The organism is Streptomyces sp. NPDC051636 (assembly GCF_044453765.1).
GTDB lineage: Bacteria > Actinomycetota > Actinomycetes > Streptomycetales > Streptomycetaceae > Streptomyces.
This window is the reverse complement of record NZ_JBITDA010000002.1, coordinates 220,753-245,108: the sequence shown is the minus strand read 5'-3', so window position 1 is coordinate 245,108 and position 24,356 is coordinate 220,753. Positions and strand designations below refer to the sequence as shown.

Below are 24,356 nucleotides of genomic sequence, written 5' to 3'. Positions count from 1 at the left end.
ACGGCCGAGGGCGCCACCCGAGGCTAACCAGGTGCCCGGGTCAACCGTCGATGCGGTGCGTGGCCCAGAACGAGGTCAGGTCCGTGGCTGTGGCGGCCTGGGCGGCTGCCTTGAACTCGGCCGTGGTCGACACGCCGTACCAGTGCGAACTGGCGTAGTCCTTCAGCAGTTTCGCCATGGCGGTGTCACCCAGGACCCGCCGCAGGTCGTGCAGGGCGCACTTGCCGTAGCCGTAGACGACGGTGGAGTACCGCGAGGAGTGGGCGTCCCAGTAGGCCATCGAGTTGGTGATCTTCTCCGCCGACGAGACCCACGAGACGCTGTTCCAGCAGTTGGTGCCGGTCCTGCCCAGCGCCAGGTCGGTCGCGTAGTCGGTGAACGCCTCGTCCAGCCAGGGGCTGTTGTACTCGTCGTCGCCGACGATGCCGTACCACCACTGGTGGCCGATCTCGTGGGTGAGCGCGGTGGTGCTGACGAGGTCGAGGACGAAGCCCGGGTACTCCATGCCGCCGAACCAGTAGTGGTTGTCGATGACCGCGTCCAACTCGCCGTACGGGTAGGGGCCGAACCGCGACGCGTGGGCGTCCATGGCGGACTTGGCGGTGCTGAGCATCGACTGCGCGTCGGATGAGCTGATGCCCGAGACGGAGTAGACGTTCACCGTCGTACCGGCGGCGGAGGTGCCGGAGATCCTGGTGAAGGGGCCGGCCGCCCAGGCGAAGTCACGCACTTTGGTGGCGGTGGCCGTGGTGACGGTGCGTCCGCTGGAGCCGGGGGTGTCCGACGAGGAGCCGGTGGCCGGCACCAGCAGGGTGCTCGGGTGGTCGAGGGTCACATGGAAGTCGGCGGCCAGGGAGTAGAACGACTCGCCGTTGTCGGTGTACGGGTCCAGGTGCCGGCCGGCCCCGTCCTGGACCGCGAGGACGGGCAGGGCGTTGCCGATGAAGCTGAAGGCCCCGTCGTGTCCGAAGCGGTCGGCACCGCTGGGCACGGTGATACCCAGGTCGAAGCCGATGGTGGCGGTCTGCCCCTGCGCCAGCGGCGTCGGCAGGGTGATCTGGAGGGCGGTGCAGCCGACGGAGAGGGAACCGGCGGTGCCCCCGGTGACGTTGCCGACCGCGATCGGCATGGCCGAGCAGGTGCCGTGGTAGTTGTCCCACAGCCTCAGGTACACCTCGCCGAGCGCGGTGGCGGAGGCGTTGGTGAAGGTCGCGCTCTCGTGACCGGTCCAGACGGTGCCGCTGGTGTTGCTGCTCAGACTGACGGTGTACGAGGGTGCGGCCGGGGTGCGCGGGGAGTCCCCGGGCGGGGCCGTGCCGCCGGAGGTGCCGAGGGCGACGTCGTCGACGACGAAGCTCGTCCGGAGGCTGGAGTCCTCGGTGCCGGTGAAGGCGAGGCTCACCGTCCGGCCCGTGAACGCCGACACGTCGAACGACTTCTGGACGTAGCCGGTGTGTCTGTCGAGGTTCGAGTACGTTGCCAGAGTCGTGCTGCCGATCTTCGCCGTCAGCCTGTCGTACGCGGTGGACGAGGTCGTCTCGGCGGTGTCGACGTGCAGCCGGAAGGTGAGGGTGGCGCTGGTGCACCCGGGCGGGATCGTGACGCTCTGCGAGAGCGTGTCGGTGTGCGTACTGCCGGCACCGTCCAGCCGGGCGAAGGAGGTTCCGCCGTGGGCAGTCTGACCGGAGCGGCTGGTGATGACGCTCGTCGACGACTGGCTCCACGGCGAAGTGCCGCTCTCGAAGCCGCCGTTGGTGACCACCTGCGCCGGGGTGCAGGCGGCGGCACGCTGGGCGGCGGACCGCGCGGCTGCCGCCGGGGTGGCGGGAAGTGTCACAGCGGCCATCGCGACGACGGCGAGCGCGCCCGCGACGAGGCCCCTGGGGGCGGTCGGGGTTCTGTGGGGGGTCGGTCTCACGCGAAACTCCTTTGCGGCGGCCGGTGTTCCGGCCTGCTCGGTGGCCGTCCGGCCGGCTGGGTGCGCCGAGGGCGGCGTGGGCTGCGTGCAACGGCTGGGCGACTGCTGGGGAGCGATGCCGCCGGGTCTCTCCGGGACCGGGGTCACGGCTGCCGGAAGCGTGGCAGATTTGACCAGAGCATGCCAGAGCCCCCGTCGGCGGCGCGGGCGCCGCGCTCGGGGACCGTGTGGTGACGATGCCCGCCCTGCCCGCGGGCCGCCCGGCGACGCGGCCGTCATCCCCCGCAGATCTGACATGCCCCCGGCCCGCGCCGAAGGCAGCGGGCCGGGGCCGTCGGGGACGCGGGTGTGCGACGGTGTTCAGTCCGCGGCGCGTACGGCGGGCAGGGCCAGGTCCACCGGACCGGTGCCGCCGCTGCTCTTGCAGGAGTCGTGGCACTCCTTCCCCAGGCTGCAGCACAGCGAGCAGAACGCGCCCTGGTGGAAGGGGCAGCCCGCCATGCCGGGCCGCTCGAAGCCGGTCGCCCACACGGAGCAGGTCGCAGTGGCCGCCGACGCCGGCCGAGATCGGGATGACGGTCAGGAAGATGACCACCGCCGCGGCGAGGATGGCGACCATGGCGCTGGAGAAGCCGTTGGAGATCGCGATCGAGCCGCCGATGGCGAAGTCGGCCAGGTAGGCGATGCCGCCCAGCGCCGTGGTGGCGACCACGTAGGGGGTCCACCGGGTCCACCGGCGGAAGGACTTCGGGGCGTAGCGCAGCGAGTAGTCCTCCAAGGTGTCGTTCTGCGTCCAGCCGTTGTAGGTCCGTCCGCCTGCCGTCGTACCCGACGCCTCTTTGCCGACGATGTCCGTCACGGTGCTTCCCTCGTCCGCAGGGCCCGTTCGAGGGAAGAGTCCGTCGTGTTGTCTCCCGGCCGTTTCCCGTCCTTCAAGAGGGCGGAATGCCGTCCGTACCGTCGCCGGACGTCGCCCGCCTGCTGCCGCGACCAGCGCCCCGCATCGGCCGGGCGGGGGAACCCTGGGCGTGGAAGCCGATCAAGTGCTGTCACGTGCTGTGTACTGCCGTGGCAAGTCGGGGTCACGGGACGACCGGTACGGAGGCGGGCGCATGGTCGGACGAGTGTGCGGCGCGGCCGTCGGCGTCGTCCTTGCCGCCGCCGTCAGCTCGTGCGGCACGGTGTCGGAGCGGCGCGACGACGTGCGCGATACCGCGGTCGCGTTCGAGAAGGCGCTCAGCGACGGCGCGTACGACCGGATGTGCACGGTGCTGTCCCCCGGCACCGTGGAGGAGGTGCAGCAGTCGGCCCACAGTACGTGCGCGAAGGCGCTGAGCCAGGAGTCGCTGTCCCCCGGCGGTGCCCTGCGGCTGGTGGACGTCTACGGGGACCAGGCGCGGGCGGTGCTCGCCAGGGACACACTGTTCCTGTCCCGCTTCACCGCGGGGTGGAAGGTCGTGGCCGCCGGATGCGAGCAGAGGCCCTCCCAGCCCTACCAGTGCCAGATCAAGAGTGGGTGAGCCGTGCGAGCGATGTTCACCGCCGTCCTCGTGCTGATCGCCGTCGGCCTCGCCTATTTCGCCGCGCTGGGGCTGATGCAGCGATGACCCCGCGGCGCTTCCTCCGGGACAACGGACTCGGACTGTTCTTCACCATCACGTTCCTGATGGCTCTGGTCGGGCAGGCGATCGCCGGGCACGCCGAGTTCAACAACCAGCTGATCGCGGCCCAGCTCCAGCCGGTCGGTTTCGCCGAGTACCTGACGTCGTCCGACTTCGCGGTCGATGTGTCGGAGAACTGGCAGTCGGAGTACCTGCAGTTCTTCCTCTACATCGGCGCGACCATCTGGCTGCTGCAGCGCGGCTCCCCGGAGTCCAAGGAGCTGGGCAAGTCCGGCACCGAGACCGACGAGGACCAGCTGGTCGGTGAGCACGCCAAGGAGGGCTCGCCCAAGTGGGCCCGGGCGCACGGCTGGCGTCGCGCGGTGTACTCGCATTCCCTGCTGCTGGTCATGGGAACCATCTTCCTGCTGTCGTGGCTGGTCCAGTCCGTCACCGGCGTGGCCGCCTTCAACGGACAGCAGCTGCGGCAGCTCCAGGCGCCGGTCAGCTGGTTCCAGTACCTGGGCGCGGCCGACTTCTGGAACCGCACCCTGCAGAACTGGCAGTCCGAACTGCTGGCCGTCGCCTCGATGGCGGTCCTGTCGATCTACCTGCGGCAGCGCGGCTCACCGGAGTCCAAGCCGGTCGGAGCGGCCCACGACGCCACCGGCGTCGAAGGCTGAACGACGGGACGTTCGCGACAGGCCCTACGCTCGGTTGCGTGCAGCAGGTGGAGATCGTTCAGTTGCTGGTGTCGCCGGTACACCGTTTCGAGGGCCGCCCGCGGGACGGTGTTCCCGACCTGCCGCGGGCGGAACTCGTCACGTCGGCGGAGGTCCGCGAGGGGCTGGGCATCGTGGGCGACCGGTACTTCAACCGCCCGGCCCACCGCAACGCGTCGGTGACCCTCATGGCGGCCGAGCGTCTGCCGCGGGAGGGACCGCAGGAGGCGGACCTGCGCCGGACCCGGCGCAACGTCCTGCTGCGCGGAGTGGACATCGACGCGTACATCGGTGCCACGGTGTTTCTGGACTGCGGCACCGGGCCCGTGGTGCTGGCGGTGCGGAGTGCGGCCAGGCCCTGCGCCTGGATGGACGGCACACTAGGGCCGGGGGCGCAGCGGGCGTTGCGTGGTGGTGGCGGCGTCCGCTGCCGCCCGCTGTCCGACGGGACACTCACCGTGGGGCCCGCCGCGTTCGGGGTGTACCCGGACGAAGGTGAGGCCTGACGACCGCCTCGCCGGCCGGCGCCGCGCCGAGCCCCCTCCTCCCCTTCCTTCGTCTTCATCTGGCGGCGGCTGCCACGGCCGAGGGGTCCTCGCCCGTGAGTTCCACGATGCGGTTCAGGGGTACACCGGCCGCCAGGGCCCGCCCGAGGAGGGCGTCACGGCCGTCGGCGCAGTTGCGGTAGGCCAGGAGCTCCTCTTCGATCCGGGCCACGGCCTCCGGGGCGCTGTGCTGCCGCAACCGGTTCAGTTCCTCGTCGCCGAGCGGGACCGGCACCCGCTCCGCCTGCTCCGGAATGCCCGCCGTGTCCTCGGGTGGCACCAGCCGCAGCTGCGGCGACGTGGCCGTGACGCCGTGCGCGTCCAGCCACGCCCGTACGGCGGGAGTCTCCATGCAGGCGAGCTCACCGACGGCGGCCGGCGGAACACCGAGCGGTGCGGCCGTGCCGTCGAGCAGGAAGAGGTAGGCGTCGTCGGTCATCCTCGGTTTCTCCTGGGGGAGTGTCGGGCTGATCACCGTCTCGTCTACCCCGTCACGGCCGCATCATCGTCGGTCGGGGCTCGGCAGCCCGCTGGGATCCAGCAGTGCGTGGAGGCGTTCCGCGGACACACCCGGCGATGGCGGCGATCTCCTCGAGAGGGAAGCCCGGTTCGGCCCACGGAATACCCCACGCACCTCCCCTTTCGTCCGGCGACAGCTTCAAGCCTGACGTCAGGGGAGGGTGAACCCGAGCTCGCGGAGCTCATCGCACGCGGCGTATCTCGCCCCGCACGCGGTAGAAACCGCCGGCTGCCGGGTGGACGGCGTCCACCACGTAACGCGCCCCCGCCTCCCGTACCTCGCGCGGGAACTGGACGTTCCAGCCGGGCTCGAAGCCGTCGGACACCACATGCACCCGCAGCCGGCCGCCCTGCTGGACGCACTCGACGACCACCCCGCCCGCGGGCGGCGCGCTGACGGTCGCCAGGGAGGACACCGACGTCGCCGGATCGTAGGTGGGCAGGGCGGCGGCCGACTTCACGTCGACGGCGACGGGCACCGACCCCTGCTGGGCGGCCGCGATCGCCGCCTCCGACGTGTCGACGCAGACCAGCGACCCGTCGGTGGTCACCAGATACAGCCGCTCGTCGAAGTACTGCATGGACAGGGCCGAGCCGTTGCCCGTGCGCAGCTTCCACAGCCGGGTGCCCGAGGCGTCGAAGCAGTAGACGGAGGAGGCGTTGTCGCCGGCGAAGACATAGCGGCCGCCCGGCGCGGTGGCGCACGAGTACACCGCGCCGTCACACGCGTACACGCCCTCGACCCGCCCGGTCGCCTTCGACAGGCGCTGCACCACGTGCCGGTCCGTGCCCGCGTACACCGAGGTCGCCTCCTGCCAGCCGAACAGCACGCCGCCGCGTGTGCCGGCGTGCCACAACTGACCGCCGCCGTCCGGGGCGTAGGCCGTCACCCCGTCGCCGTGCCCGTGGTAGACGGCGCGTTCGTCGGCCCGCACCATCCACCCCGAGCGGCCGGACGACCGCCTGGACCACTGGTGTTCGTCCTCGTGGTCGATCACGGTGAGGCCGCCCGCCTGGTCGGAGACGTTCAGCACCCCCTCGTGGATGTCCAGCCAGAAGATGTCGACGTTCGCGGCGATCTCGTACGCGGCGAAGGGCAGCTTCGACGACAGGTCGTACACCCTGCCGTCGTCGCATCCCGCGTAGATCCAGAAGTCGTCCGCCACCAGGCACTTGACGCCGTCGGGGAGCCGGTAGCGGGCCAGCACCTCGGCGTCGTGGCCCAGCGTGTAGACGTCCCCGGCCTGGTTGCCCACCCACACGCGCTCCTCGTCGACGTGGATGCCGAACGCGGCCGAACCGGTCCTGAACCGCCACAGGACCGGCGCCGTGGCACGCGCCGTGGAGGGCGCGGAGCTCACCTGACGCCGCGTCACCGGTCGCGGTGCGCGTCCTCCGGGCACGGCCGCCGCGTACCCCTTGCGGACCTTCTGGTCGGTCTTCTTCGCCGCGGCGGCCTGCGCCTTGGCCGGTGTCGCGAACGACGACGTCTGCGTCTGGCCGGACGTGCCGATGCGGCCGTAGCGCACCGTTACGGTGGTCCCGTCGACCGTCACCTCGTAGAACTTGTGGGCCCCGCCGCCGTCCTCGGACAGCTCCAGATACGTCGTCTCCGCCACGACCGGTCCCTCCCCATACGTCCCCACAGTGGCGCGACCGCCAGGCGGCCCGCCCTCGATGATCGAAACATACGGGAGGGCACTGACAACGGGCCCGCGCGCACGGTCGTCGACCGTGTCGTCAGCGCTCGGTGAGGCGGGCCAGAAGGGCGGTGACCTCCTGTCGGACGGCGTCCCGGGCCGTGGAGTGGAGGGATCCGACGCCGGTGTGCCGCAGGTTCTGGAGGACCTGCTCGGTGCCGGCGTCGCACGGGGTGCTCTCGCTGAGCACGTCGTAGCCGTCGCGGACGGCGACCCGCAGGCGGTGGTGTCCGCCGCCGTCGGCGTGTACGGCGGTGGCGACCACCAGGGGCGGCTCCCCGCCCGCGTCGCCGGGCAGCTTGCGGTACGCGCTGGCCACCGGTTCCCGCCAGCGCAGGCTGACCAGCAGGTGACGCTTCGCCAGAACCTCGGCGAGGTCGGTCTCGTGGACGCTGTGCGGTTCGAGCACCGTGCACCGGGCGTCCAGCGCGAGCGCCGGGGGCAGCAGGCAGCGCAGCGTGCTGCCGACGAGGTTGCCGCCGACCGTGGCCGTCCGGCGAACGGCTCCGGTTCCCACGGAGGCGGCCGCCCGGCGCAGCACCTCCGGAACGGAGTCGCCGACCTGGTTCAGCACCACGGCCGCGCCCAGCTCCTCGCGCCCGACGACGTTGGCCTCCGGCAGGTCACGCAGGGACAGGGCCTGCTCCGGGAAACCGTCCCGCTGCCAGGCGGCCCACACGAGCGTCGCGCCGCCGATCGGCACGGCCCCCTCGGCCAGACTCTCCTGCGCTTCGGACACGGACGTGGGCAGACGCAACAGCACGGAGCCGACCTACCTTCCCGGAGACTGGGCGGCGGAGTACGCCATCTCGGCCATCCGGCCGCTGACTTGGCGCATTCTCCCCAGGTAGGCGGGGGCGCGTACAGGGCTCACCGCTGCCCACCGTGCGCCCCTCGCCGGTGAAGCCGAACCGGCCGGAGCAAGGCATGGTGGAGGTGTGATCGCGTTTGCCGTGCTCTTCGCCGTCATGGGCGCCGTCAGCAATGCCGTGGGTACGGCGTTCCAGCGCAAGGCCGCCTCCACGGTGCCCCGGGGTGGTGGCCTCGGTCTGCTGCTCGCTCTCGTACGGCGCCCCGCCTGGGCGATCGGCATCGCCGGTGTCGTGGGCGCCGCGGTGTGCCAGGCGCTGGCGCTGGTGAACGGGCCCATGGCCCTTGTCCAGCCGCTGTTCATCATGGAACTGCCGTTCGCGCTGCTGATCGCCGCTCCGCTGCTGCACCGGCGGCTGCCCGGCGACGGCTGGCGGGCGGTCGGCGCAGTGGTCGCCGGACTGGCCCTGGTCCTGTTCGCGGCGGACCCCTCGGGCAACCGCAACCAGGCGGCCATGGTGCGCTGGCTGCCGGTCCTCGCCCTCTGCCTGGGAGCGATGGCCACGGCCGTCCTCCTCGCCCGCCCGTCCCGCTCGTCCCTGTTCCGGGCGGCCGCGCTGGCGAGCGCCGCCGCGATCGGCAACGCCCTGACCGCCGCCCTGATGAAGTCGGCCACGGACCGGCTCGCCGACGCCGGTCTGCCCGCGTTCCTCACCACCTGGCAGACCTACGGGTTCGCAGTCGTCGGCGTCTGCGCCCTCCTGCTGCTGGAGAACGCGCTGCAGGCCGGTGCGCTGGTCGCCTCGCAGCCCGCGCTGACCATCGGTGACGCGACGGTGAGCCTCCTGCTGGGCGTGGCGCTGTTCGACGAGGAGGTCCGTACGGGCTGGTGGGTGCTGCCCGAGGCGGCGGGGGTGCTGCTGATCCTGTGGGGCGTCCTGCGGCTGACCCGCGTGGTGCCCCGGATCGGCGAGCTCGTGCACTGACGGGTATGCGCCGACGTCCGGGCCGGCCGCGGCGGGCCGGCCCGGACGCCGTCGTGATCAGTCGTGATCAGTCGTCGTGATCCGGTCCGATCAGACGAGGTCGAACCGGTCGAGGTTCATGACCTTGGTCCATGCCGCGACGAAGTCGTGCACGAACTTCTCCTTCGCGTCGTCGCTCGCGTAGACCTCCGCGAGCGCGCGCAGCTCGGAGTTGGAGCCGAAGACCAGGTCGGCACGGCTGCCGGCCCACTTGACCTCGCCGGTGGCGGCGTCGCGGCCCTCGAAGGTGTGCGCGTCCTCGGACGTCGGCTTCCACGTCGTGCCCAGGTCGAGCAGGTTGACGAAGAAGTCGTTGGTCAGCGACCCGGGAGTCGTGGTGAGGACACCGAGCTGCGACTGCTGGTGGTTCGCGCCCAGGACGCGGAGGCCACCGACCAGGACCGTCATCTCGGGAGCGCTCAGGGTCAGCAGGTTCGCCTTGTCGAGCAGCAGGTACTCGGCCGGCAGCCGGTTGCCCTTGCCGAGGTAGTTGCGGAAGCCGTCGGCGGTCGGCTCCAGCGCGGCGAACGACTCCACGTCCGTCTGCTCCTGCGAGGCGTCCACCCGGCCCGGCGTGAAGGAGACCTCGACCTCGAAGCCGGCCTCCTTGGCGGCCTTCTCGACGGCCGCGGTGCCGGCGAGCACGATCAGGTCGGCGAGCGAGACCCGCTTGCCACCGGTCTGGGCGGCGTTGAAGGACTCCTGGATCCCCTCCAGGGTGCGCAGCACGCTCGCCAGCTGGTCGGGGTCGTTGACCTCCCAGGTGCGCTGCGGCTCGAGGCGGATGCGCGCACCGTTGGCGCCGCCGCGCTTGTCACTGCCGCGGAAGGACGAGGCCGACGCCCACGCGGTGGAGACCAGCTGGGACACCGACAGGCCGGAGTCGAGGACCTGGGCCTTGAGGGAGGCGATGTCCTCGGCGCCGATCAGCTCGTACGTCCGCTCGGGCAGGGGGTCCTGCCACAGCAGCGTCTCGGAGGGGACCTCCGGGCCGAGGTAGCGCGCGACCGGGCCCATGTCGCGGTGGGTCAGCTTGAACCACGCCCGCGCGAAGGCGTCCGCGAACGCGTCGGGGTTCTCCAGGAAGCGGCGCGAAATCTGCTCGTAGACCGGGTCGAAGCGGAGCGCGAGGTCGGTCGTCAGCATCTGCGGGGCGTGGGTCTTCGACGGGTCGTGGGCGTCGGGGACGGTGCCCGCCCCGGCGCCGTCCTTCGGCCGCCACTGGTGCGCGCCGGCGGGGCTCTTCGTCAGCTCCCACTCGTAGCCGAAAAGGATCTCGAAGAAGCTGTTGTCCCAGGTCGTCGGGGTGTTCGTCCAGGTCACCTCGAGACCGCTGGTGATCGTGTCGCCGCCCTTGCCGGTGCCGTAGGTGTTCCTCCAGCCCAGGCCCTGCTCCTCCAGCGGGGCGGCCTCGGGGTCGGGGCCGACGTGGTCCGCCGGGCCGGCGCCGTGGGTCTTGCCGAAGGTGTGGCCGCCCGCGATCAGGGCGACGGTCTCCTCGTCGTTCATCGCCATCCGGCGGAACGTCTCCCGGATGTCGCGGGCCGCGGCCAGCGGGTCCGGGTTGCCGTTCGGGCCCTCCGGGTTGACGTAGATGAGGCCCATCTGGACCGCGCCGAGCGGGTTCTCCAGCTCCCGGTCGCCGGTGTAGCGCTGGTCGTCGAGCCAGGTGGTCTCGGGGCCCCAGTAGACGTCCTCCTCCGGCTCCCAGACGTCCTCGCGGCCACCGGCGAAGCCGAAGGTCTTGAAGCCCATCGACTCCAGGGCGACGTTGCCGGCGAGGATCATGAGGTCGGCCCAGGAGATGTTCTGGCCGTACTTCTTCTTGACCGGCCACAGCAGACGGCGGGCCTTGTCGAGGTTGGCGTTGTCCGGCCAGCTGTTCAGCGGCGCGAAACGCTGCTGGCCGGCGCCGGCGCCGCCGCGGCCGTCGCTGATGCGGTAGGTGCCCGCGCTGTGCCAGGCCATCCGGATGACGAGCGGGCCGTAGTGCCCGAAGTCGGCCGGCCACCAGTCCTGCGAGGTCGTCAGCACCTCGGCGATGTCCCGCTTCACCGCGGAAAGGTCGAGGCTCTTGAACGCCTCGGCGTAGTCGAACTCCTCGCCGAGGGGGTTGGCCACGGCTGGGTTCTTGGCAAGGATTTTCAGGTTGAGCCGCTCCGGCCACCACTGGCGGTTTCCGCCGCCCTGAGTCGGATGGAGGGCGCGCCCGTGCGCGACCGGGCAGCCACCCGCCTCCTCCGGCTTCGGGTCCGTGACGATCGCATCATGGTTCTCGGTCATGAAAGTCCTTCCGAACTGGGTGGATCACGGTGCTCAGGTACTACGGGCGGTGGAACAGTCGGGGCACAGGCCCCAGTAGGTGACCTCGGCCTCGTCGATCGAGAAGCCGTGGTCCTCGGAGGCGGCCAGGCAGGGGGCGTCGCCGACCGCGCAGTCGACGTCCGCGACGGCACCGCAGGACCGGCATACGACGTGGTGGTGGTTGTCTCCGACCCGTCCCTCGAACCGGGCCGGGCTGCCGGCCGGTTCGATGCGGCGTATCAGTCCTGCCGCGGTGAGCGCGTGAAGAGCCTCGTAGACGGCTTGAAGAGAAATATGGCCTACGCGGTCGCGCACTCCGGAGGCGATCGCCTCGACGCCGAGGTGGTCACCGTCCCGGACGGTCTCGAGCAGCGCGACGCGGGCGGCCGTCACCCGCAGGCCGGCACCGCGCAGTTCCCCGGCGGTGGTCGGATTCTGGGATGCGGTCATGCGGCACAACCTACCTTCATAAACACGAGCTGTGTAGTAAAACGAATGATTCAAGTTTGGCGGGTCTCTCCGGTTCCCCCGTCGACGGTGCCGGAACGGCGTCGGTGTCCTGGGTTGTCCCGTCCTGACCCGCTGACGGTCAACTGGCGTACATGTCGCCCGCGTTGGGCCGCGGCGCCGGCCGGTGGCGCCCGGCCGGCCCCTCCGCGAAGGCCCGCAGCAGGTTCTCCGTCGTGCGGGTCACGAAGGCGCGGGTGCGGGCGTCCATGCCGTGGTCGCGGCCCAGTTCACCGGTGCCGGCGACCAGGGCCTCGACCCAGCGCATGGTGCCGGTCGCGAACACACCCGCGCCGCTGGGGACGGTGTAGTACGCCGAGTCGCTGTGGCTCGGCCGGCCCGCGCAGACGAGCGGTGAGTGGGCGGTGACCTCCAGGAGGCCCGGAGTGGGGGCGGAGGGCGTGACGCGGTCGTACTCGACGCCCACGAGGTGCGGGAAGGCGTCACCGGCGCGCACCCCGGTGCCCTCGTGGAGCCAGTGGCCGGCCGAGTGGACGACGTAGGGCGCGTCCACCGGGTAGCCCTCGTAGAGCACGCCGGTCAGGGACGACTCGGGGTCCGGTGCCGGCGCGGTGCGGAAGTCGGTGGTCACCAGGGCCGGCCGTGCGGGGTAGCAGGGGTCGGCGCGGTAGGCGGTCTTGTAGCACACCACCGTGCGGCGGGCCGAGCCCGGACCGGGCTGGAGGCGGATGCGCCTGAAGCACGTGTTCGCGCCGAGGAAGGCGATGTTGGAGCCCGCGTCACGGGCCCGCGTGACGTGCGCGCGCTGCTCGGGCGTCCAGTACTCGTCGTGCCCGAGACAGACGACGGCTGCGGCGCCGTCCAGTACCGCGGGGTCGTCATGGACGTCGACGCCGGTGCTGTACGCGAGCGGTATGCCCAGCCGCTCGGCCAGCACCACCGCCGGCCACTCGTACACCCGGAACTTCGCCGCCCCGTCGGCGTCGTAGGGCCGGTCGAAGCTGACCGCGAGGGACCGGGTGGCGTACGCCCCGGACGTACCGGCGTAGAGACTGGCACCGCCCCACCGGTTGTAGGCCTGCCAGGTGGCCGGGGCGTGCAGCAGCACCGTGCGGCCGGCGCCCCGCACGGAGCGCACGATCAACGGGACGTAGCGCTGGTGGCCGGTGTCCGCGTCCAGCCGGAGCAGGTACGCCCCCTCCGGCCAGCCCGTGGTGTCCAGTGCCAGGGTGCGCGGCCAACCCGCGTACACCGTGCGGGTCTCCGGCACGGCCAGCGGGGCCTGTCGGCGGCGGCCGGGCACCGGCGGCGAGGACCACACCCGCCGGGCCAGGGCACCGCCGTACCAGCCCACCCGGAACGCCGACACCCGGAACGAGGCCGCCGTCGTCGACACGTACAGCCCGCACTCCTCACCCGGCGTCACGCTCACCCGGTCGGCGTAACCCGCGATCGCCTCCGGCGGGCCCAGGGACGTGATCCGCCATTCGGGGGTTCCCGGGGCGTCGCGTTCGGCGTCCGTGCGGTGCACGGCGTCGCCGGCGCGGGGGCGGCGGCCGACGAGGGTGTGGTCGCAGCCGGCCGCGCCGAGTCCCGCTCCCGCGCACAGGCACAGGAACCGACGCCGTGACACACCGGAACCGCCGTCCCGCACCGGGGGCCGTGGTGAAGCCACATCGCCTCCTCGCCCCCTCCGGTCCGCCGGTCCGCCGGTCCCAGCCTCCCGGTGCCTCCGGACCCTCGCAACCGTGTACATCGCCCCAGGTGATCACCGGCAGCACGTCGCGGTGACGGGCGGACAGCCGGGCCGGCGCCCCGGCGAGCGCGGCGCGGGAGCTCTCGGCGCTGACCCGGTCGGCGATCCGGTCCGCCAGGGCTCGCCGTCGTCGCCCTCGTCGGCGACCAGCGACGTGACGCGGGACAACGCGCGCAGCCGGCGGGCCTCGGTCCGCCGATGCCGGCCGACCAGGTTGGTGGCGATCCCGTACAGCCATGGTCGCGCGTGCGGCCGGGACAGGTCGTAGCGGCGGCGTCGCTGGAAGGCGATGACGAAGGTCTCCGCCATGAGGTCCTCGGCCACGTCGGCGCCGAGCCGTCCGGCCACGTACCGGTGGATGTCGTCGGCGTACCGTTCGAACAGCCCGGCGAAGGCGTCGGGCTCCGCCCAGGACCGTTCGATGACCGAGGTCGGAGTCGCCGGCGCTTTCCGTGCCGGGCGCGTGGCGGATTCCGACACTCGGTGAGACCGTCACTGGTCGCCTCTTCGGTTCATGAACCCCCTTGAAGTCGCGGGCATCGTCACCTGCTGTTCGCCGCTGCCCGTACCCGGGTTCCGATTTCGGGAGTGATGTGGGTCACGGAGGACGGACCAAGGGAGAAGGCGTGGCCGTCCCGAGCGACGGCCACGCCCGCGAACTCGTCGTCGGCGGCGGCTACTCGGCGGGCAGGGTCTCCCGCAACGCCTTGGCGGTCGTCGTCGGGTCGTATCCCTCGGGGACGCCTTCGACGAGGATGATGTCACCCTCGATGTGCCGCGAGCGCAGCGGTGCGATCTCCTGGTACGCGGGTGAGTCCCACCAGTGCCGCGCCTCGGCGATCCCGGGGAATTCGATCACCACGGCGTGCCCCGGCCAGCTGCCCTCCTTCACCTCGTGCTGCGTGGCGTGCACGAGGAAACGGCCGCCGTACGGCTCGAAGGTGGCGGTGACGCGCTCGATGTACTCGGCGATCTCCGGGTGCGGCGCGGCGTCCCGGAGGTGGGCGATGGCGTAGGCGGGCATGGTGTCCTTCCGTTCGGTCGGGCTCCGTTACAGCGACGATCGTGGCAGGCGGACACGCGGGGGTCGATGACCTGAGAGGTAAGCCGCCGCTCCCGGGGCACCCCTGGGGACGGTCGCGTGACCCGGATCACAGGTCCGAAGTGCATCGCGGACGGGGAGCCAACGTCTTTATCCGAATGTGGGGGGATGGCCGGAACAGGGGAAGGTGCGGATGGAGCAGGGTCGGGCCGATGGGTTCGACGGGTTTGTGGCAGCCCGTTGGCCGGCGTTGTTCCACCTCGCGCGGCTGCTCGTGGGAGGTGACCGGCACCGCGCCGAGGACCTGCTCCAGGAGGCCCTGGTCAAGCTCTGGTTCGTCTGGCCCAGGATCGCGGAGGAGGCACCGGAGGCGTACGTACGCAAGATCCTCGCGCGAGCGGCGGCCCGCTCGGCGCGGCGGCGCTGGTGGGGCGAGCGGCCGGTCGAGCAACTGCCGGACCTGGCGGCGGCGGGTGACGTGTCCGCCTGCGTGGCGGAGCGCTCGCGGCTGGAGGCCGCGCTCGCCGAACTGCCCCCCAAACAACGGGCGGCGGTGGTGCTTCGCTACTACCAGGACCTGTCCGAGAAACAGGTCGCGGACGTGCTGGGGTGCCCGGTGGGCACCGCTCGATCCCATACGTCGCGCGGCGTGGCACGGCTGCGCCGGATCCTGGCCGATGTCATCGAGCCGGTGGGGTGAAGGGGAATCCATGGATCACTTCGAGCGGGAACTCGCGCGCATGATGCGCGACGCCCGGGAACACACCCCCTTCAACACCGAGCACCAGGTCCGTCTCCGGTCCGGGGTGCGGGCCCGCCGCCGTGCCCGCGCGGCGCAGAAGGCCGTCGGCTCCGTCCTGGCCGTCGCCGGACTCGGCATCGGCCTCCTCCTGCTGCCCCACCACCGTGTCGAGGACAGGCCGCAGGCTCCCGTGCCCCGGCCCGAGCTGAGTCCCGCTTCCCGGAGCCCGGCGCCGTCCCCGACGTCGGACGCGTCCCCGAGCGGGACCGCCACCGCGTCCCCGAGCGGGACCGCCACCGCGTCCCCGAGCGGGACCGCTGCCGCGACCCCGACGCGAACCGTCGAGGGGACCTCCGCGCCACCCACGGGGTCCACCGCGACCAGGAGTTCCGCCCCGCCGTCCGGGCCGCCGCCCACCACATCACCGCCCTCCGGCACGGGGACGCCGACCGCACCGCCGCCGAGCGCGCCTTCGACGGTGGAGTCCTCCGTGTCGTCGGACTCCGCCTCGACCACCCATCCGTAACCCCTCCGCAGCACTGGCATGCGTGATCTCGGCATGCCCCGCGACAGCAACAAACCGGGATGCAACGTGACAAAAGCAGGCTCGACCGCTGTGACGGAACCCTCGATGGACGACTGGACGGACCGACTGCCGCTGCGCACTCCGGTGCCGGCGCACCCTCACGAGCCAGTCCTGGACGTGGTCGTCCCCGTGTTCAACGAGGAGAAGGACCTGGAACCGAGCGTGCGGCGGCTCCACGCGCACCTGCGTGAGACCTTCCCGTACCCCTTCCGCATCACCGTCGCGGACAACGCCAGCACCGACGAGACCCCGCGGATCGCGGCCCGGCTGGCCGCCGAGCTGCCCGAGGCCGAGTGGCTGCGGCTGGCCGAGAAGGGGCGGGGCCGCGCGCTGCGCGCCGCGTGGTCGGGTTCGCGGGCGCCGGTGCTGGCGTACGTCGACGTGGACCTGTCGACCGACCTGGCGGCACTGCTGCCGCTGGTCGCCCCGCTGATCTCCGGGCACTCCGACATCGCCATCGGCACCCGCCTGGCACGCGGTTCCCGGGTGGTGCGCGGCCCCAAGCGAGAGGTCATCTCCCGCTGCTACAACGCCCTGTTGCGCTCCACCCTCGCCGTGGGCTTCTCCGACGCGCAGTGCGGTTTCAAGGCTTTGCGGCGTGATGTCGCCGAGCGGCTGCTGCCCCTGGTGAAGGACTCGGGCTGGTTCTTCGACACCGAACTGCTGGTCATCGCCGAGCGGGGCGGGCTGCGCATACACGAGGTGCCCGTCGACTGGGTGGACGATCCCGACAGCCGGGTCGACATCCTCTCCACCGCGCTGGCCGACCTGCGCGGCATCGCCAGGATCGGCCGGGCCCTCGCGCGCGGCACACTCCCGACAGCCGAGCTGCGCCGGAGCGCCGACGGCGTTCCTCCGGGCAGAGCGGGCCTGGCCGGCCAACTGCTGCGCTTCGCCGCCGTGGGAGTCCTGAGCACCGTCGGATACGTGCTGCTGTACGCCGCGTTGCGCCCGCCGGCGGGACCCCAGGCCGCCAACGCGCTGGCGCTGCTGACCTGCGCGGTCGCCAACACGGCCGCGAACCGGCGGCTCACCTTCGGGCTGCGCGGCCGAGGCGGCGCGATCCGCCACCAGGCCAAGGGGCTGCTTATCTTCGTCATCGGCCTGGCCCTCACCAGCGGGTCGCTCGCCGCGCTGCACCACCTGGCGCCCGGAGCCGCGCGCCGTATCGAGATCGTCGTCCTCGTCACCGCCAACCTGGCGGCCACGCTCCTGCGTTTCCTGCTCTTGCGGGCCTGGGTGTTCCCCGCCCGCCGCCGCGGGACGGGAGCCACCGCCGCATGAACCACACGATGACGCCGGTCGCCCGCTCCGGCACCGGCCTCCCCGAACCCTCCGCCGGCGTTCCCGGCTCGGACCGCGGCTCACGCCTGCGCGAAACGGCCCGTCAGTACGGCCCCGTACTCGCGCTCTACGGCGTACTGAAGCTCATCGGCTTCCTGGTCTTCATGTACCTGCTGGACTCCTCCGGTGACTTCCGGAAGAAGGACCCGCGCTTCGGCGGTGGCGCCCACGCCTGGGACGTACTGGCCAGCTGGGACGGCTGGTGGTACCAGCAGGTCGCCGCACACGGCTACCACCCCGCGCTCGTCCCGGTTCCCGGAGCCACCGGGCTGATCACCCTCGAAGGCAACTCGGCGGCGTTCTTCCCGCTCTACCCCGCGGCGATGCGGCTGGTCTCCGCATGCACGGGGCTAGGTCTGTACGGCGCCGGCATGCTGGTCTCCGTCACCGCCTCGTTCGTCGCCGCCCTCGGCATCCACGCCGTCGCCGCCCGGTTCGGCGGCAGGAGGGCCGGGCTGGCCGCGGCCGGACTGTGGGCCGTCTGGCCCGGCTCCGGCATCGAGTGGTCGGCCTACTCGGAATCCCTCTACGTCGCCCTCGCCGTCTGGGCCTGCCACGCCGTCATGAGCCGCCGATGGTTCACCGCGGGCGTCCTCACCTTCGCCGCCGGCCTCAACCGCCCCACCGCCGCCGCGCTCATCGCCGCCCTCTCCGTCTCCGCGCTGCTCGCCGTCCGCCGTCGCCAGGACGGTCTCGCGCGCCCGCTGACCGCGATGCTGATCGCCCCGCTCGGGCTCGCCGGCTACCTGCTCTGGGTCGGCCACCGGATGGGCGACTACGGCGGCTACTTCGCCCTCCAGAAGGGCGCCTGGGCCCACACCTTCGACTACGGCGGGCAGACCCTCGACGTCTTCACCTCCATCGCGGTGGGCCACTTCGACTACCTCTTCCCGTTCCCCTTCGAGGACACCATCGGCGTGGCCGTCGTCCTGCTGGGCCTGTTCCTGATCCCCCTCCTGTTCCACCTGCGCCCCCCGGCCGTCCTGACCGTCTACACCCTCCTCACCTTCGCCCTGGTCCTGGGCAGCCAGCAGATATTCGGCAACGTCTCCCGTTACCTGCTCCCCGCCTTCCCCCTCTTCATCCCCCTCGCGGTCGCCATGCGCGGCCTTCGTCCGCGCCTGCTGTGCACGGTGCTCGGCATCGCCGCGGTGGCCTCGGGCTCGTACGCGGGGTACGTGCTCTTCGAAGCGGGGGTGCCCTAGCGGCCCCGGCCGGCGGACGGCGCACACCCCCGACAGGGGGTGAGGCAACCCCTTCCCCGCGTGGGCGACCGGCGGAGGCCGTGTCGTCGGCTTATCTTCGCCAGAACATCCGACATCCGGAGTAAAAATGCAAAAAACGGATGAACTGGTTGATATGAGAGCCGAGGCGACGGCCATCCCGCCCGCCTCTCCGGCGCGCCGCGCCACCCCATGGCCGTACGCCGTCGCTCTGGGGACCGCCGTAGGTCTCGCTTCGGTGCTGGCGCTCACGGGCACCCAGTGGCTGAACCACCCCGCCGTGGCGGCCTGGCGAACGGTCTGTCTGGCCATCACCGTCCAGGCGCTGCCGTTCCTGCTCCTCGGTACGGCTCTGTCCGGGGCGATCAACGCCTTCGTGCCGGCAGACCTGTTCACCAAGGTGCTGCCCAAGCGTGCCGCGCTCGCCGTCCCGGTGGCCGGGGCCGCCGGGGCCGTGCTGCCGGGCTGCGAGTGCGCCTCCGTACCGGTCGCGAACAGCCTGATCCGGCGTGGCGTCACCCCGGCCGCGGCCTTCGCCTTCCTCCTCTCGGCGCCCGCGATCAACCCGGTCGTGCTGACGGCCACCGCGGTCGCCTTCCCCGGCAACCCCGCCATGGTCGCCGCCCGGCTGCTCGCCTCGCTCGCCACCGCGGCCGTGATGGGCTGGCTGTGGCTCTGGCTGGGGCGCGAGGAATGGCTGCGGCCCGCGGTCCGGCACACCGGGCACCACCCGGGCCACAGCCGATGGCGGGAGTTCCGTCTCGGCTTCCAGCACGACTTCCTGCACGCGGGCGGCTACCTGGTCCTCGGGGCCATGGCGGCGGCCACCTTCAACGTCACGGTCCCGCGCTCCGTACTCGACACCTTCACCGGCTCGCCCTGGCTGTCGGTACTCTTCCTGGCCGCGCTCGCCGTCGTTCTCGCGGTCTGCTCGGAGGCCGACGCCTTCGTCGCCGCGTCGCTCAGCGGCTTCTCACCGACCGCCCGGCTGGCCTTCCTGGTGGTGGGGCCCATGGTCGACCTGAAGCTGATCGCCCTTCAGACCGGAACCTTCGGGCGGGCTTTCGCCCTCCGCTTCTCCACGGCGACGACACTGGTGGCCGTGGCCGCGAGCGTCCTGATCGGGGGCGCACTGCTGTGAAACGCACCGTACAGGCACCCCTGCTGGTCCTGACCGGCCTCGGCCTGCTGCACGCCGCCCTCTTCACCGACCTCTACCTGCGCTACGTCAAGGAGGGCCTGCGCCCCCTGCTGATCGCGTCCGGCGTCCTGCTCCTGCTGCTGGGCCTGGCAGGCGCGGCCACGGCCCCCGAGGACGCCCGGGACCACGGGCACACCCACGGCCACGACCACTGCGTCGCTCCGCGGATCGCCTGGCTGCTGTTCCTCCCCGCCCTCAGCCTCCTCCTCCACGCGCCGCCCGCGTTGGGCGCGTACACGGCGTCGCGGGCCAACGACAAGGCCGTGACGGAGGAGGACCGGTTCGACCCGCTGCCCGGCACGTCCCCCGTACCCATGACCCTCACGGACTTCACCGCCCGGGTGCGGCAGGACCACCGGCGGGACATCAGGAACCGCAGCGTCCGCATGACCGGCTTCGTCACCCCGGCCGGGCAGGGCGGCGGCTGGTACCTGACCCGCATCATCTTCACCTGCTGCGCGGCGGACTCCCAGTCGGTCAAGGTACGGATGCACGGCACTCCCGCCCTGCCCGCCAACACCTGGGTGACCGTCACCGGCACCTGGCACCCTGAGGGAGCCCTCGGCACGAGCTCCGCGGCCGCGGCCCTGGACGTACACCGCATCCAGCGCGTCGCTCAGCCGGTCAACGCCTACACGGACGACCTCCCGCTCACGCCGTCGTGACGTGAGTCCGGGAGGTGAGCTCGCTAGTGCTGTGACCTGCTGTCACGTTCGAGAAGGGCTGGGGTCTCGGACCACGGTGCGGGGAGCTCCGGCCGTGCGGCGGAGCCCCCCGCGGGCATGGCGCGGGCCTCAAGCGTCATCGGCGCCGGGGGAGGGCCCGTCACCTCGACGCGGGCCGGGCGCAGCAACTGGTCGCCCAGGCGGTAGCCGGGGCGGAGGATCGCCGTGCACACCAGGCGGTCGGCGGCTTCGCAGACATGGTGGGTCAGGGCCTCGTGGCGGGTCGGATCGAACTCGTCGCCCACCTCCCCGAACGCCACCAGCCCCAGGGCGCCGGCCTGACTCTCCAGCGTGTCGGCGATGTCCTTCAGCCCCGGCGTCATCGGCTCGTGCGCGCAGGCGCGGTCGACGGCGTCCAGCACCGGCAGCAGACCGGTGAGGACGTTGGCCGCCGCGATCTGGCGCACGGCCAGCCGGTCGCGCCGCACCCGCTTGCGGTAGTTGTCGTACTCGGCCTTGACCCGCTGCAGATCGGCGGTGCGCTCCTGGAGCAGCCGCTCGAGCTCCTTCGCACTCCCCGGCCGGCTCTGGTCCATCGTCAGCCTGCCTTGTCGTCCTTGTCGTCGTCGACGATCTCGGCGTCCACCACCTCTTCGTCCGGCCCGGACGGCCCCGAGGTCCCGGATGCCCCGGCGCCCTGAGCGGGCTGCTCGGCGCGCGCCTGTTCGTACAGCGCCGTGCCGATCTTCTGCGCGGACTGTGCCGCACGGTCCATGGACTGCCGGATCGCCGTCGTGTCCTCGCCCTTGAGCTTCTCCTTCAGGTCGGCGAGCGCGCTCTCGACCTCGCTCTTCACGTCGCCCGGCACCTTGTCCGGGTTGTCCTTGAGGAGCTTCTCCGTCTGGTACACGAGCTGTTCCGCCTGGTTGCGCGTCTCGGCCGCCTCACGCCGCAGGCGGTCCTCCTCCGCGTGCTGCTCGGCCTCGCGGACCATGCGGTCGATGTCGTCCCTCGGGAGGGCCGAGCCGCCGGTCACGGTCATCTTCTGTTCCTTGCCGGTGCCGAGGTCCTTCGCGGAGACGTGCATGATGCCGTTGGCGTCGATGTCGAAGGCGACCTCGATCTGCGGCACGCCGCGCGGGGCGGGCGCGATGCCGGTCAGCTCGAACATGCCGAGCTTCTTGTTGTACGCGGCGATCTCCCGCTCGCCCTGGTAGACCTGGATGGTCACGGAGGGCTGGTTGTCCTCGGCGGTGGTGAAGATCTCCGAACGCCGGGTCGGGATCGTGGTGTTGCGCTCGATGAGCTTGGTCATGATGCCGCCCTTGGTCTCGATGCCCAGGGACAGCGGAGTGACGTCGAGCAGCAGGACGTCCTTGACCTCGCCCCTGAGCACACCCGCCTGCAGGGACGCGCCGACGGCCACGACCTCGTCCGGGTTGACGCCCTTGTGCGGGTCCTTGCCGGTCAGTTCCTTCACCAGCTCCGTCACGGCCGGCATACGCGTCGACCCGCCCACCAGGACCACGTGGTCGATGTCGGACACCTTGATCCCGGCGTCCTTGATGGCGTTGTGGAACGGCCCCTTGCAGCGGTCGAGCAGATCACTCGTCAGCTGCTGGAACTGGGCGCGGGTGAGCTTCTCGTCCAGGTGCAGCGGGCCCTCCGCGGAGGCCGTGATGTACGGAAGGTTGATCGTGGTCTCCGAGGAGCTGGACAGCTCGATCTTGGCCTTCTCGGCGGCCTCCCGCAGCCGCTGCACGGCCATCTTGTCCCGGCTCAGGTCCACGCCGTAGTTGTTCTTGAACTGCTGGACCAGGTGGTCGACGATCCGCTGGTCCCAGTCGTCACCGCCCAGGTGTGTGTCACCGTTGGTGGCCTTCACCTCGATGACGCCCTCGCCCATCTCCAGGAGCGACACGTCGAAGGTGCCGCCGCCCAGGTCGAAGACCAGGACCGTCTGGTCGTTCTCCTTGTCCAGGCCGTACGCCAGCGCCGCGGCCGTCGGCTCGTTGATGATCCTGAGGACGTTCAGGCCGGCGATCTCGCCCGCCTCCTTGGTCGCCTGCCGCTGGCTGTCGTCGAAGTAGGCGGGGACGGTGATCACGGCGTCGGTGACGTCCTCACCCAGGTACGCCTCCGCGTCCCGCTTCAGCTTCTGCAGCACGCGCGCGGAGATCTCCTGCGCGGTGTACCGCTTGCCGTCGATGTCGCCGTGGTCCGGGAACCGCCAGCCGTGGTCGCCCACGTGCCGCTTGACGGAGCGCGCGGTGCGCTCGACGTTCGTCACGGCCTGCCGCTTGGCGACCTCGCCGACCAGCACCTCGCCGTTCTTGGCGAAGGCCACGACCGACGGGGTGGTCCGCGCGCCTTCCGTGTTGGTGATGACGGTGGGCTCGCCGCCCTCGAGGACCGAGACCACCGAGTTCGTCGTACCGAGGTCAATGCCGACCGAGCGCGCCATCTGGGTTCCTCCTCCTCGTACCCCTCGCCTCGTACCGCTCGTCGCTCGCGGGTCCTGCTCAGCGCTCGCGCTCCCACCGGACCGGTCCCGCCCGCAGTGGCGGTCCGGGCGGCTCGGCCCGGACGGCCGCGAAGCGGCGCACCGGGCGGGCCGGAGCCGGCGCGGGGGCGCGCTCGCGGTCGTACGCCGCCCGCAGCTCGGGGTCGCGCAGGGTCTCGTACGCCGCCCGCACCCACCCGAACCGCTCCGCGGTGTCGGCGTCGACCCGGGTGTCGGGACGCAGTTCCCGCACCCGGCGGCGGAACGCGGAGGTGATCACCTCGACCGGTGCCGAGGGCGCCACCCCGAGCACCGCGTACAGGTCCGGAGCCTCCATTGTCCCGCCACCTCCTCGCCCGCCGCGAGCTGGGATTTCGGACTCAAGTTGCCTGATACTTTGAATAAAACTTGAGCGTCCCCTTGTCAAGCTTTCGAGGGGCTGCGGTTGCCGCGGTCCCGGTGGTTCAACCGCCGGGTGACCGGGGTACCCGTGGATTCCACACACCGAGCCGGAGATTCCCGGAGGTGATGGGAGTGACAACCTCTCCCGGATCGGCGATGGAGACCCATCCCGACATCATCGCCATGCGCAACCGTCACGAGATGGCGGAGCGCGCTGCCAGCACTCCCAGGGCACAGGCCGTCGAGGCGCTGGCCCTTCTCACCGGCGTGTACCTGGCGGCGTCCCCGTGGATCGCGGGGTTCAGCAACCTGACCACACTGGCGGTCAACAACCTGATCGTCGGCATCGCCTACGCGCTGCTGCTGAGCGGCGGCTTCGGCCGTGCCTACGAGCGCACGCACAGCATGGCGTGGGCCTCCTGCGCCCTGGGCGTATGGACCATCATCTCGCCCTGGGTCGTCGCAGGTGACGTCAGTACCACCAAGACGATCGTGAACAACGTCATCGTCGGTGTCATCGGCCTCCTGCTGGGCCTGGCCGCCAGCGCCGCCGCCGGGACGAAGCGGCGGACGCGGGCCGGCCGCGGCATGCCGACGCCCTGACCGGGCAGAACGGAGCTGACTGACCCACACCTGCGGTCCCTCTCTCGCACCCCGGTCCGGATCCTCCGGTCCGGGGTGCTCCGCGTCACGGGCGCGGCGCGACCGTCGTGGTGACCCGGGTGACGGCCGGGGCGCGGGGAACGGAACCGAATCCGAAGCGCACCGGTGGTTCCACGGGCGCCGCCGCACCGAGGCCCCGGCCCTCGAAGACCGCCGACACCTGGTGGATCGGCCGCAGGTCCCGCGCGCCGTACCACTCCCGGTGACCTCCGCCGGCACTGCCGCGGGTCCGCACCCCGGCGAGCAGCAGCCGGGCCACCGGGTCCATCAGCGCGCCCCACGCCGGACGGCGGGCCAGCGCGGCGGGAACGGCGCGCAGCAGGAGTCCCGGGATTCCCCGCCGCCCCGTGGTGAAGCGCAGACCGAGTGGCCCCGCCGTGACGGTCCAGGTGCCGTCCACGACGCTCACCTCGACCGGCACGACCCGCACGGAGTCGAAGACGTAGACGCCGCTGACGAAATCCGCCGTCCGGGGGGTGGGAGCCAGCAGCAGCCGTTCGCCGTCGGCCCGTTCGATCATCACGTCACTGAACGGCCCGAACGGCGACCGCTGCCAGTGCCCCAGCACGATGCGCGTCCCCGAGGAGGTGCCCATCCCCGCGATCCAGCCGTCGAAG

At 71.8% G+C, this 24,356-nt stretch carries 25 protein-coding genes; 11 read left to right on the top strand and 14 right to left on the bottom strand.

The window, feature by feature from the left end:
• Positions 1-40: 40 nt before the first annotated feature.
• Together ACIBBH_RS04730 and ACIBBH_RS04725 are read right to left on the bottom strand one after the other, a co-directional pair.
• Positions 41-1,918 carry a M1 family aminopeptidase gene (locus ACIBBH_RS04730; RefSeq protein ID WP_399401926.1) on the bottom strand — a complete coding sequence of 626 codons (1,878 nt, stop codon included), beginning with the start codon at positions 1,916-1,918 and terminating at the stop codon, positions 41-43.
• A gap of 360 nt (positions 1,919-2,278) precedes the next feature.
• On the bottom strand, positions 2,279-2,449 hold the full coding sequence (locus tag ACIBBH_RS04725; protein ID WP_399401924.1) for a hypothetical protein: 171 nt from the start codon (positions 2,447-2,449) through the stop codon (positions 2,279-2,281).
• 581 nt (positions 2,450-3,030) lie between these two features.
• Between ACIBBH_RS04725 and ACIBBH_RS04720 the strand changes: the two genes are divergently transcribed.
• The 3 genes from ACIBBH_RS04720 (at position 3,031) to ACIBBH_RS04710 (ending at position 4,747) form a co-directional block, all read left to right on the top strand.
• Positions 3,031-3,438 (top strand): hypothetical protein, encoded by a 408-nt coding sequence (locus ACIBBH_RS04720; RefSeq protein ID WP_399401922.1) that lies wholly within the window; start codon positions 3,031-3,033, stop codon positions 3,436-3,438.
• 83 nt (positions 3,439-3,521) lie between these two features.
• The gene (locus ACIBBH_RS04715) at positions 3,522-4,202 is read left to right on the top strand and encodes a DUF6766 family protein (protein ID WP_399401920.1); all 681 of its coding nucleotides are present in this window, start codon (positions 3,522-3,524) and stop codon (positions 4,200-4,202) included.
• Between the two features lie 38 nt (positions 4,203-4,240).
• Complete coding sequence (locus ACIBBH_RS04710; protein WP_399401918.1) at positions 4,241-4,747, top strand: molybdenum cofactor biosysynthesis protein; 507 nt, start codon at positions 4,241-4,243, stop codon at positions 4,745-4,747.
• A gap of 55 nt (positions 4,748-4,802) precedes the next feature.
• On the opposite strand, the gene ACIBBH_RS04705 is transcribed toward ACIBBH_RS04710, so the two are convergent.
• From ACIBBH_RS04705 to ACIBBH_RS04695, 3 genes are all read right to left on the bottom strand, one after another.
• Positions 4,803-5,225, bottom strand: coding sequence for a DUF6003 family protein (locus ACIBBH_RS04705; protein WP_399401916.1), 423 nt, complete (start codon positions 5,223-5,225; stop codon positions 4,803-4,805).
• A 262-nt stretch (positions 5,226-5,487) separates the two neighbouring features.
• On the bottom strand, positions 5,488-6,924 hold the full coding sequence (locus ACIBBH_RS04700) for a WGR domain-containing protein (RefSeq protein WP_399401914.1): 1,437 nt from the start codon (positions 6,922-6,924) through the stop codon (positions 5,488-5,490).
• Between the two features lie 121 nt (positions 6,925-7,045).
• On the bottom strand, positions 7,046-7,768 hold the full coding sequence (locus ACIBBH_RS04695; RefSeq protein WP_399401912.1) for an FAD binding domain-containing protein: 723 nt from the start codon (positions 7,766-7,768) through the stop codon (positions 7,046-7,048).
• Positions 7,769-7,943: 175 nt separating this feature from the next.
• On the opposite strand from ACIBBH_RS04695, the gene ACIBBH_RS04690 reads away from it, so the two are divergent.
• Positions 7,944-8,801, top strand: coding sequence for a DMT family transporter (locus ACIBBH_RS04690; RefSeq protein ID WP_399401910.1), 858 nt, complete (start codon positions 7,944-7,946; stop codon positions 8,799-8,801).
• A 90-nt stretch (positions 8,802-8,891) separates the two neighbouring features.
• On the opposite strand, the gene katG is transcribed toward ACIBBH_RS04690, so the two are convergent.
• The 5 genes from katG to ACIBBH_RS04665 all read right to left on the bottom strand — a co-directional run bounded on the left by katG (position 8,892) and on the right by ACIBBH_RS04665 (position 14,392).
• Positions 8,892-11,123, bottom strand: coding sequence for a catalase/peroxidase HPI (katG, locus tag ACIBBH_RS04685; protein WP_399401908.1), 2,232 nt, complete (start codon positions 11,121-11,123; stop codon positions 8,892-8,894).
• Between the two features lie 33 nt (positions 11,124-11,156).
• Positions 11,157-11,594, bottom strand: a complete 438-nt coding sequence (locus ACIBBH_RS04680) for a Fur family transcriptional regulator (RefSeq protein ID WP_399401906.1) — start codon at positions 11,592-11,594, stop codon at positions 11,157-11,159.
• Positions 11,595-11,733: 139 nt separating this feature from the next.
• Positions 11,734-13,287, bottom strand: coding sequence for a N,N-dimethylformamidase beta subunit family domain-containing protein (locus ACIBBH_RS04675; protein ID WP_399401904.1), 1,554 nt, complete (start codon positions 13,285-13,287; stop codon positions 11,734-11,736).
• Between the two features lie 93 nt (positions 13,288-13,380).
• Positions 13,381-13,848 carry an RNA polymerase sigma factor gene (locus ACIBBH_RS04670; protein ID WP_399401902.1) on the bottom strand — a complete coding sequence of 156 codons (468 nt, stop codon included), beginning with the start codon at positions 13,846-13,848 and terminating at the stop codon, positions 13,381-13,383.
• A 196-nt stretch (positions 13,849-14,044) separates the two neighbouring features.
• Complete coding sequence (locus tag ACIBBH_RS04665; protein ID WP_399401900.1) at positions 14,045-14,392, bottom strand: DUF1330 domain-containing protein; 348 nt, start codon at positions 14,390-14,392, stop codon at positions 14,045-14,047.
• A gap of 211 nt (positions 14,393-14,603) precedes the next feature.
• Here ACIBBH_RS04665 and ACIBBH_RS04660 point away from each other — a divergent pair, with 211 nt between their 5' ends.
• The 6 genes from ACIBBH_RS04660 to ACIBBH_RS04635 all read left to right on the top strand — a co-directional run bounded on the left by ACIBBH_RS04660 (position 14,604) and on the right by ACIBBH_RS04635 (position 20,171).
• Entirely contained in the window at positions 14,604-15,110 is a 507-nt protein-coding gene (locus tag ACIBBH_RS04660; RefSeq protein WP_399401898.1) for a SigE family RNA polymerase sigma factor, read from the top strand.
• Between the two features lie 10 nt (positions 15,111-15,120).
• Complete coding sequence (locus tag ACIBBH_RS04655) at positions 15,121-15,678, top strand: hypothetical protein (protein ID WP_399401897.1); 558 nt, start codon at positions 15,121-15,123, stop codon at positions 15,676-15,678.
• 105 nt (positions 15,679-15,783) lie between these two features.
• Positions 15,784-17,022 (top strand): glycosyltransferase, encoded by a 1,239-nt coding sequence (locus tag ACIBBH_RS04650; protein ID WP_399401895.1) that lies wholly within the window; start codon positions 15,784-15,786, stop codon positions 17,020-17,022.
• Positions 17,019-18,287 carry a hypothetical protein gene (locus ACIBBH_RS04645; protein WP_399401893.1) on the top strand — a complete coding sequence of 423 codons (1,269 nt, stop codon included), beginning with the start codon at positions 17,019-17,021 and terminating at the stop codon, positions 18,285-18,287. Before ACIBBH_RS04650 ends, ACIBBH_RS04645 begins: the two co-directional genes overlap by 4 nt.
• Positions 18,288-18,441: 154 nt before the next feature.
• A complete protein-coding gene (locus tag ACIBBH_RS04640; protein WP_399401891.1) occupies positions 18,442-19,446 on the top strand; it encodes a permease in 1,005 nt (334 codons plus the stop codon).
• Complete coding sequence (locus ACIBBH_RS04635; protein ID WP_399401889.1) at positions 19,443-20,171, top strand: TIGR03943 family putative permease subunit; 729 nt, start codon at positions 19,443-19,445, stop codon at positions 20,169-20,171. The genes ACIBBH_RS04640 and ACIBBH_RS04635 overlap by 4 nt, the downstream gene beginning before the upstream one ends.
• Before the next feature lie 23 nt (positions 20,172-20,194).
• Here the strand turns inward: ACIBBH_RS04635 and grpE are convergent, their stop codons facing one another.
• From grpE to ACIBBH_RS04620, 3 genes are read right to left on the bottom strand one after another with little or no spacing between them, the layout of a single operon-like run.
• Complete coding sequence (grpE, locus tag ACIBBH_RS04630) at positions 20,195-20,767, bottom strand: nucleotide exchange factor GrpE (protein WP_399401887.1); 573 nt, start codon at positions 20,765-20,767, stop codon at positions 20,195-20,197.
• 2 nt (positions 20,768-20,769) lie between these two features.
• Positions 20,770-22,635 (bottom strand): molecular chaperone DnaK, encoded by a 1,866-nt coding sequence (gene dnaK, locus ACIBBH_RS04625; protein ID WP_399401885.1) that lies wholly within the window; start codon positions 22,633-22,635, stop codon positions 20,770-20,772.
• Positions 22,636-22,693: 58 nt separating this feature from the next.
• Entirely contained in the window at positions 22,694-23,011 is a 318-nt protein-coding gene (locus tag ACIBBH_RS04620; protein WP_399401883.1) for a J domain-containing protein, read from the bottom strand.
• A 221-nt stretch (positions 23,012-23,232) separates the two neighbouring features.
• Between ACIBBH_RS04620 and ACIBBH_RS04615 the strand changes: the two genes are divergently transcribed.
• Positions 23,233-23,679, top strand: coding sequence for an SPW repeat protein (locus tag ACIBBH_RS04615; protein WP_399402694.1), 447 nt, complete (start codon positions 23,233-23,235; stop codon positions 23,677-23,679).
• 85 nt (positions 23,680-23,764) lie between these two features.
• Here ACIBBH_RS04615 and ACIBBH_RS04610 read toward each other — a convergent pair whose 3' ends face one another.
• Positions 23,765-24,334 (bottom strand): hypothetical protein, encoded by a 570-nt coding sequence (locus tag ACIBBH_RS04610; RefSeq protein WP_399401881.1) that lies wholly within the window; start codon positions 24,332-24,334, stop codon positions 23,765-23,767.
• Between the last annotated feature and the right edge of the window lie 22 nt (positions 24,335-24,356).

Excerpts from the sequence above, each read along its gene's own strand:
- ACIBBH_RS04720 (WP_399401922.1), top strand. The coding sequence starts at position 3,031 with ATGGTCGGACGAGTGTGCGGCGCGGCCGTCGGCGTCGTCCTTGCCGCC.
- ACIBBH_RS04715 (WP_399401920.1), top strand. The coding sequence starts at position 3,522 with ATGACCCCGCGGCGCTTCCTCCGGGACAACGGACTCGGACTGTTCTTC.
- ACIBBH_RS04705 (WP_399401916.1), bottom strand. The coding sequence starts at position 5,225 with ATGACCGACGACGCCTACCTCTTCCTGCTCGACGGCACGGCCGCACCG.
- katG (WP_399401908.1), bottom strand. The coding sequence starts at position 11,123 with ATGACCGAGAACCATGATGCGATCGTCACGGACCCGAAGCCGGAGGAG.
- ACIBBH_RS04680 (WP_399401906.1), bottom strand. The coding sequence starts at position 11,594 with ATGACCGCATCCCAGAATCCGACCACCGCCGGGGAACTGCGCGGTGCC.
- ACIBBH_RS04665 (WP_399401900.1), bottom strand. The coding sequence starts at position 14,392 with ATGCCCGCCTACGCCATCGCCCACCTCCGGGACGCCGCGCCGCACCCG.
- ACIBBH_RS04660 (WP_399401898.1), top strand. The coding sequence starts at position 14,604 with ATGGAGCAGGGTCGGGCCGATGGGTTCGACGGGTTTGTGGCAGCCCGT.
- ACIBBH_RS04655 (WP_399401897.1), top strand. The coding sequence starts at position 15,121 with ATGGATCACTTCGAGCGGGAACTCGCGCGCATGATGCGCGACGCCCGG.
- ACIBBH_RS04650 (WP_399401895.1), top strand. The coding sequence starts at position 15,784 with ATGGACGACTGGACGGACCGACTGCCGCTGCGCACTCCGGTGCCGGCG.
- ACIBBH_RS04645 (WP_399401893.1), top strand. The coding sequence starts at position 17,019 with ATGAACCACACGATGACGCCGGTCGCCCGCTCCGGCACCGGCCTCCCC.
- ACIBBH_RS04640 (WP_399401891.1), top strand. The coding sequence starts at position 18,442 with ATGAGAGCCGAGGCGACGGCCATCCCGCCCGCCTCTCCGGCGCGCCGC.
- grpE (WP_399401887.1), bottom strand. The coding sequence starts at position 20,767 with ATGGACCAGAGCCGGCCGGGGAGTGCGAAGGAGCTCGAGCGGCTGCTC.
- dnaK (WP_399401885.1), bottom strand. The coding sequence starts at position 22,635 with ATGGCGCGCTCGGTCGGCATTGACCTCGGTACGACGAACTCGGTGGTC.
- ACIBBH_RS04620 (WP_399401883.1), bottom strand. The coding sequence starts at position 23,011 with ATGGAGGCTCCGGACCTGTACGCGGTGCTCGGGGTGGCGCCCTCGGCA.
- ACIBBH_RS04615 (WP_399402694.1), top strand. The coding sequence starts at position 23,233 with ATGGAGACCCATCCCGACATCATCGCCATGCGCAACCGTCACGAGATG.
- ACIBBH_RS04610 (WP_399401881.1), bottom strand. The coding sequence starts at position 24,334 with ATGGGCACCTCCTCGGGGACGCGCATCGTGCTGGGGCACTGGCAGCGG.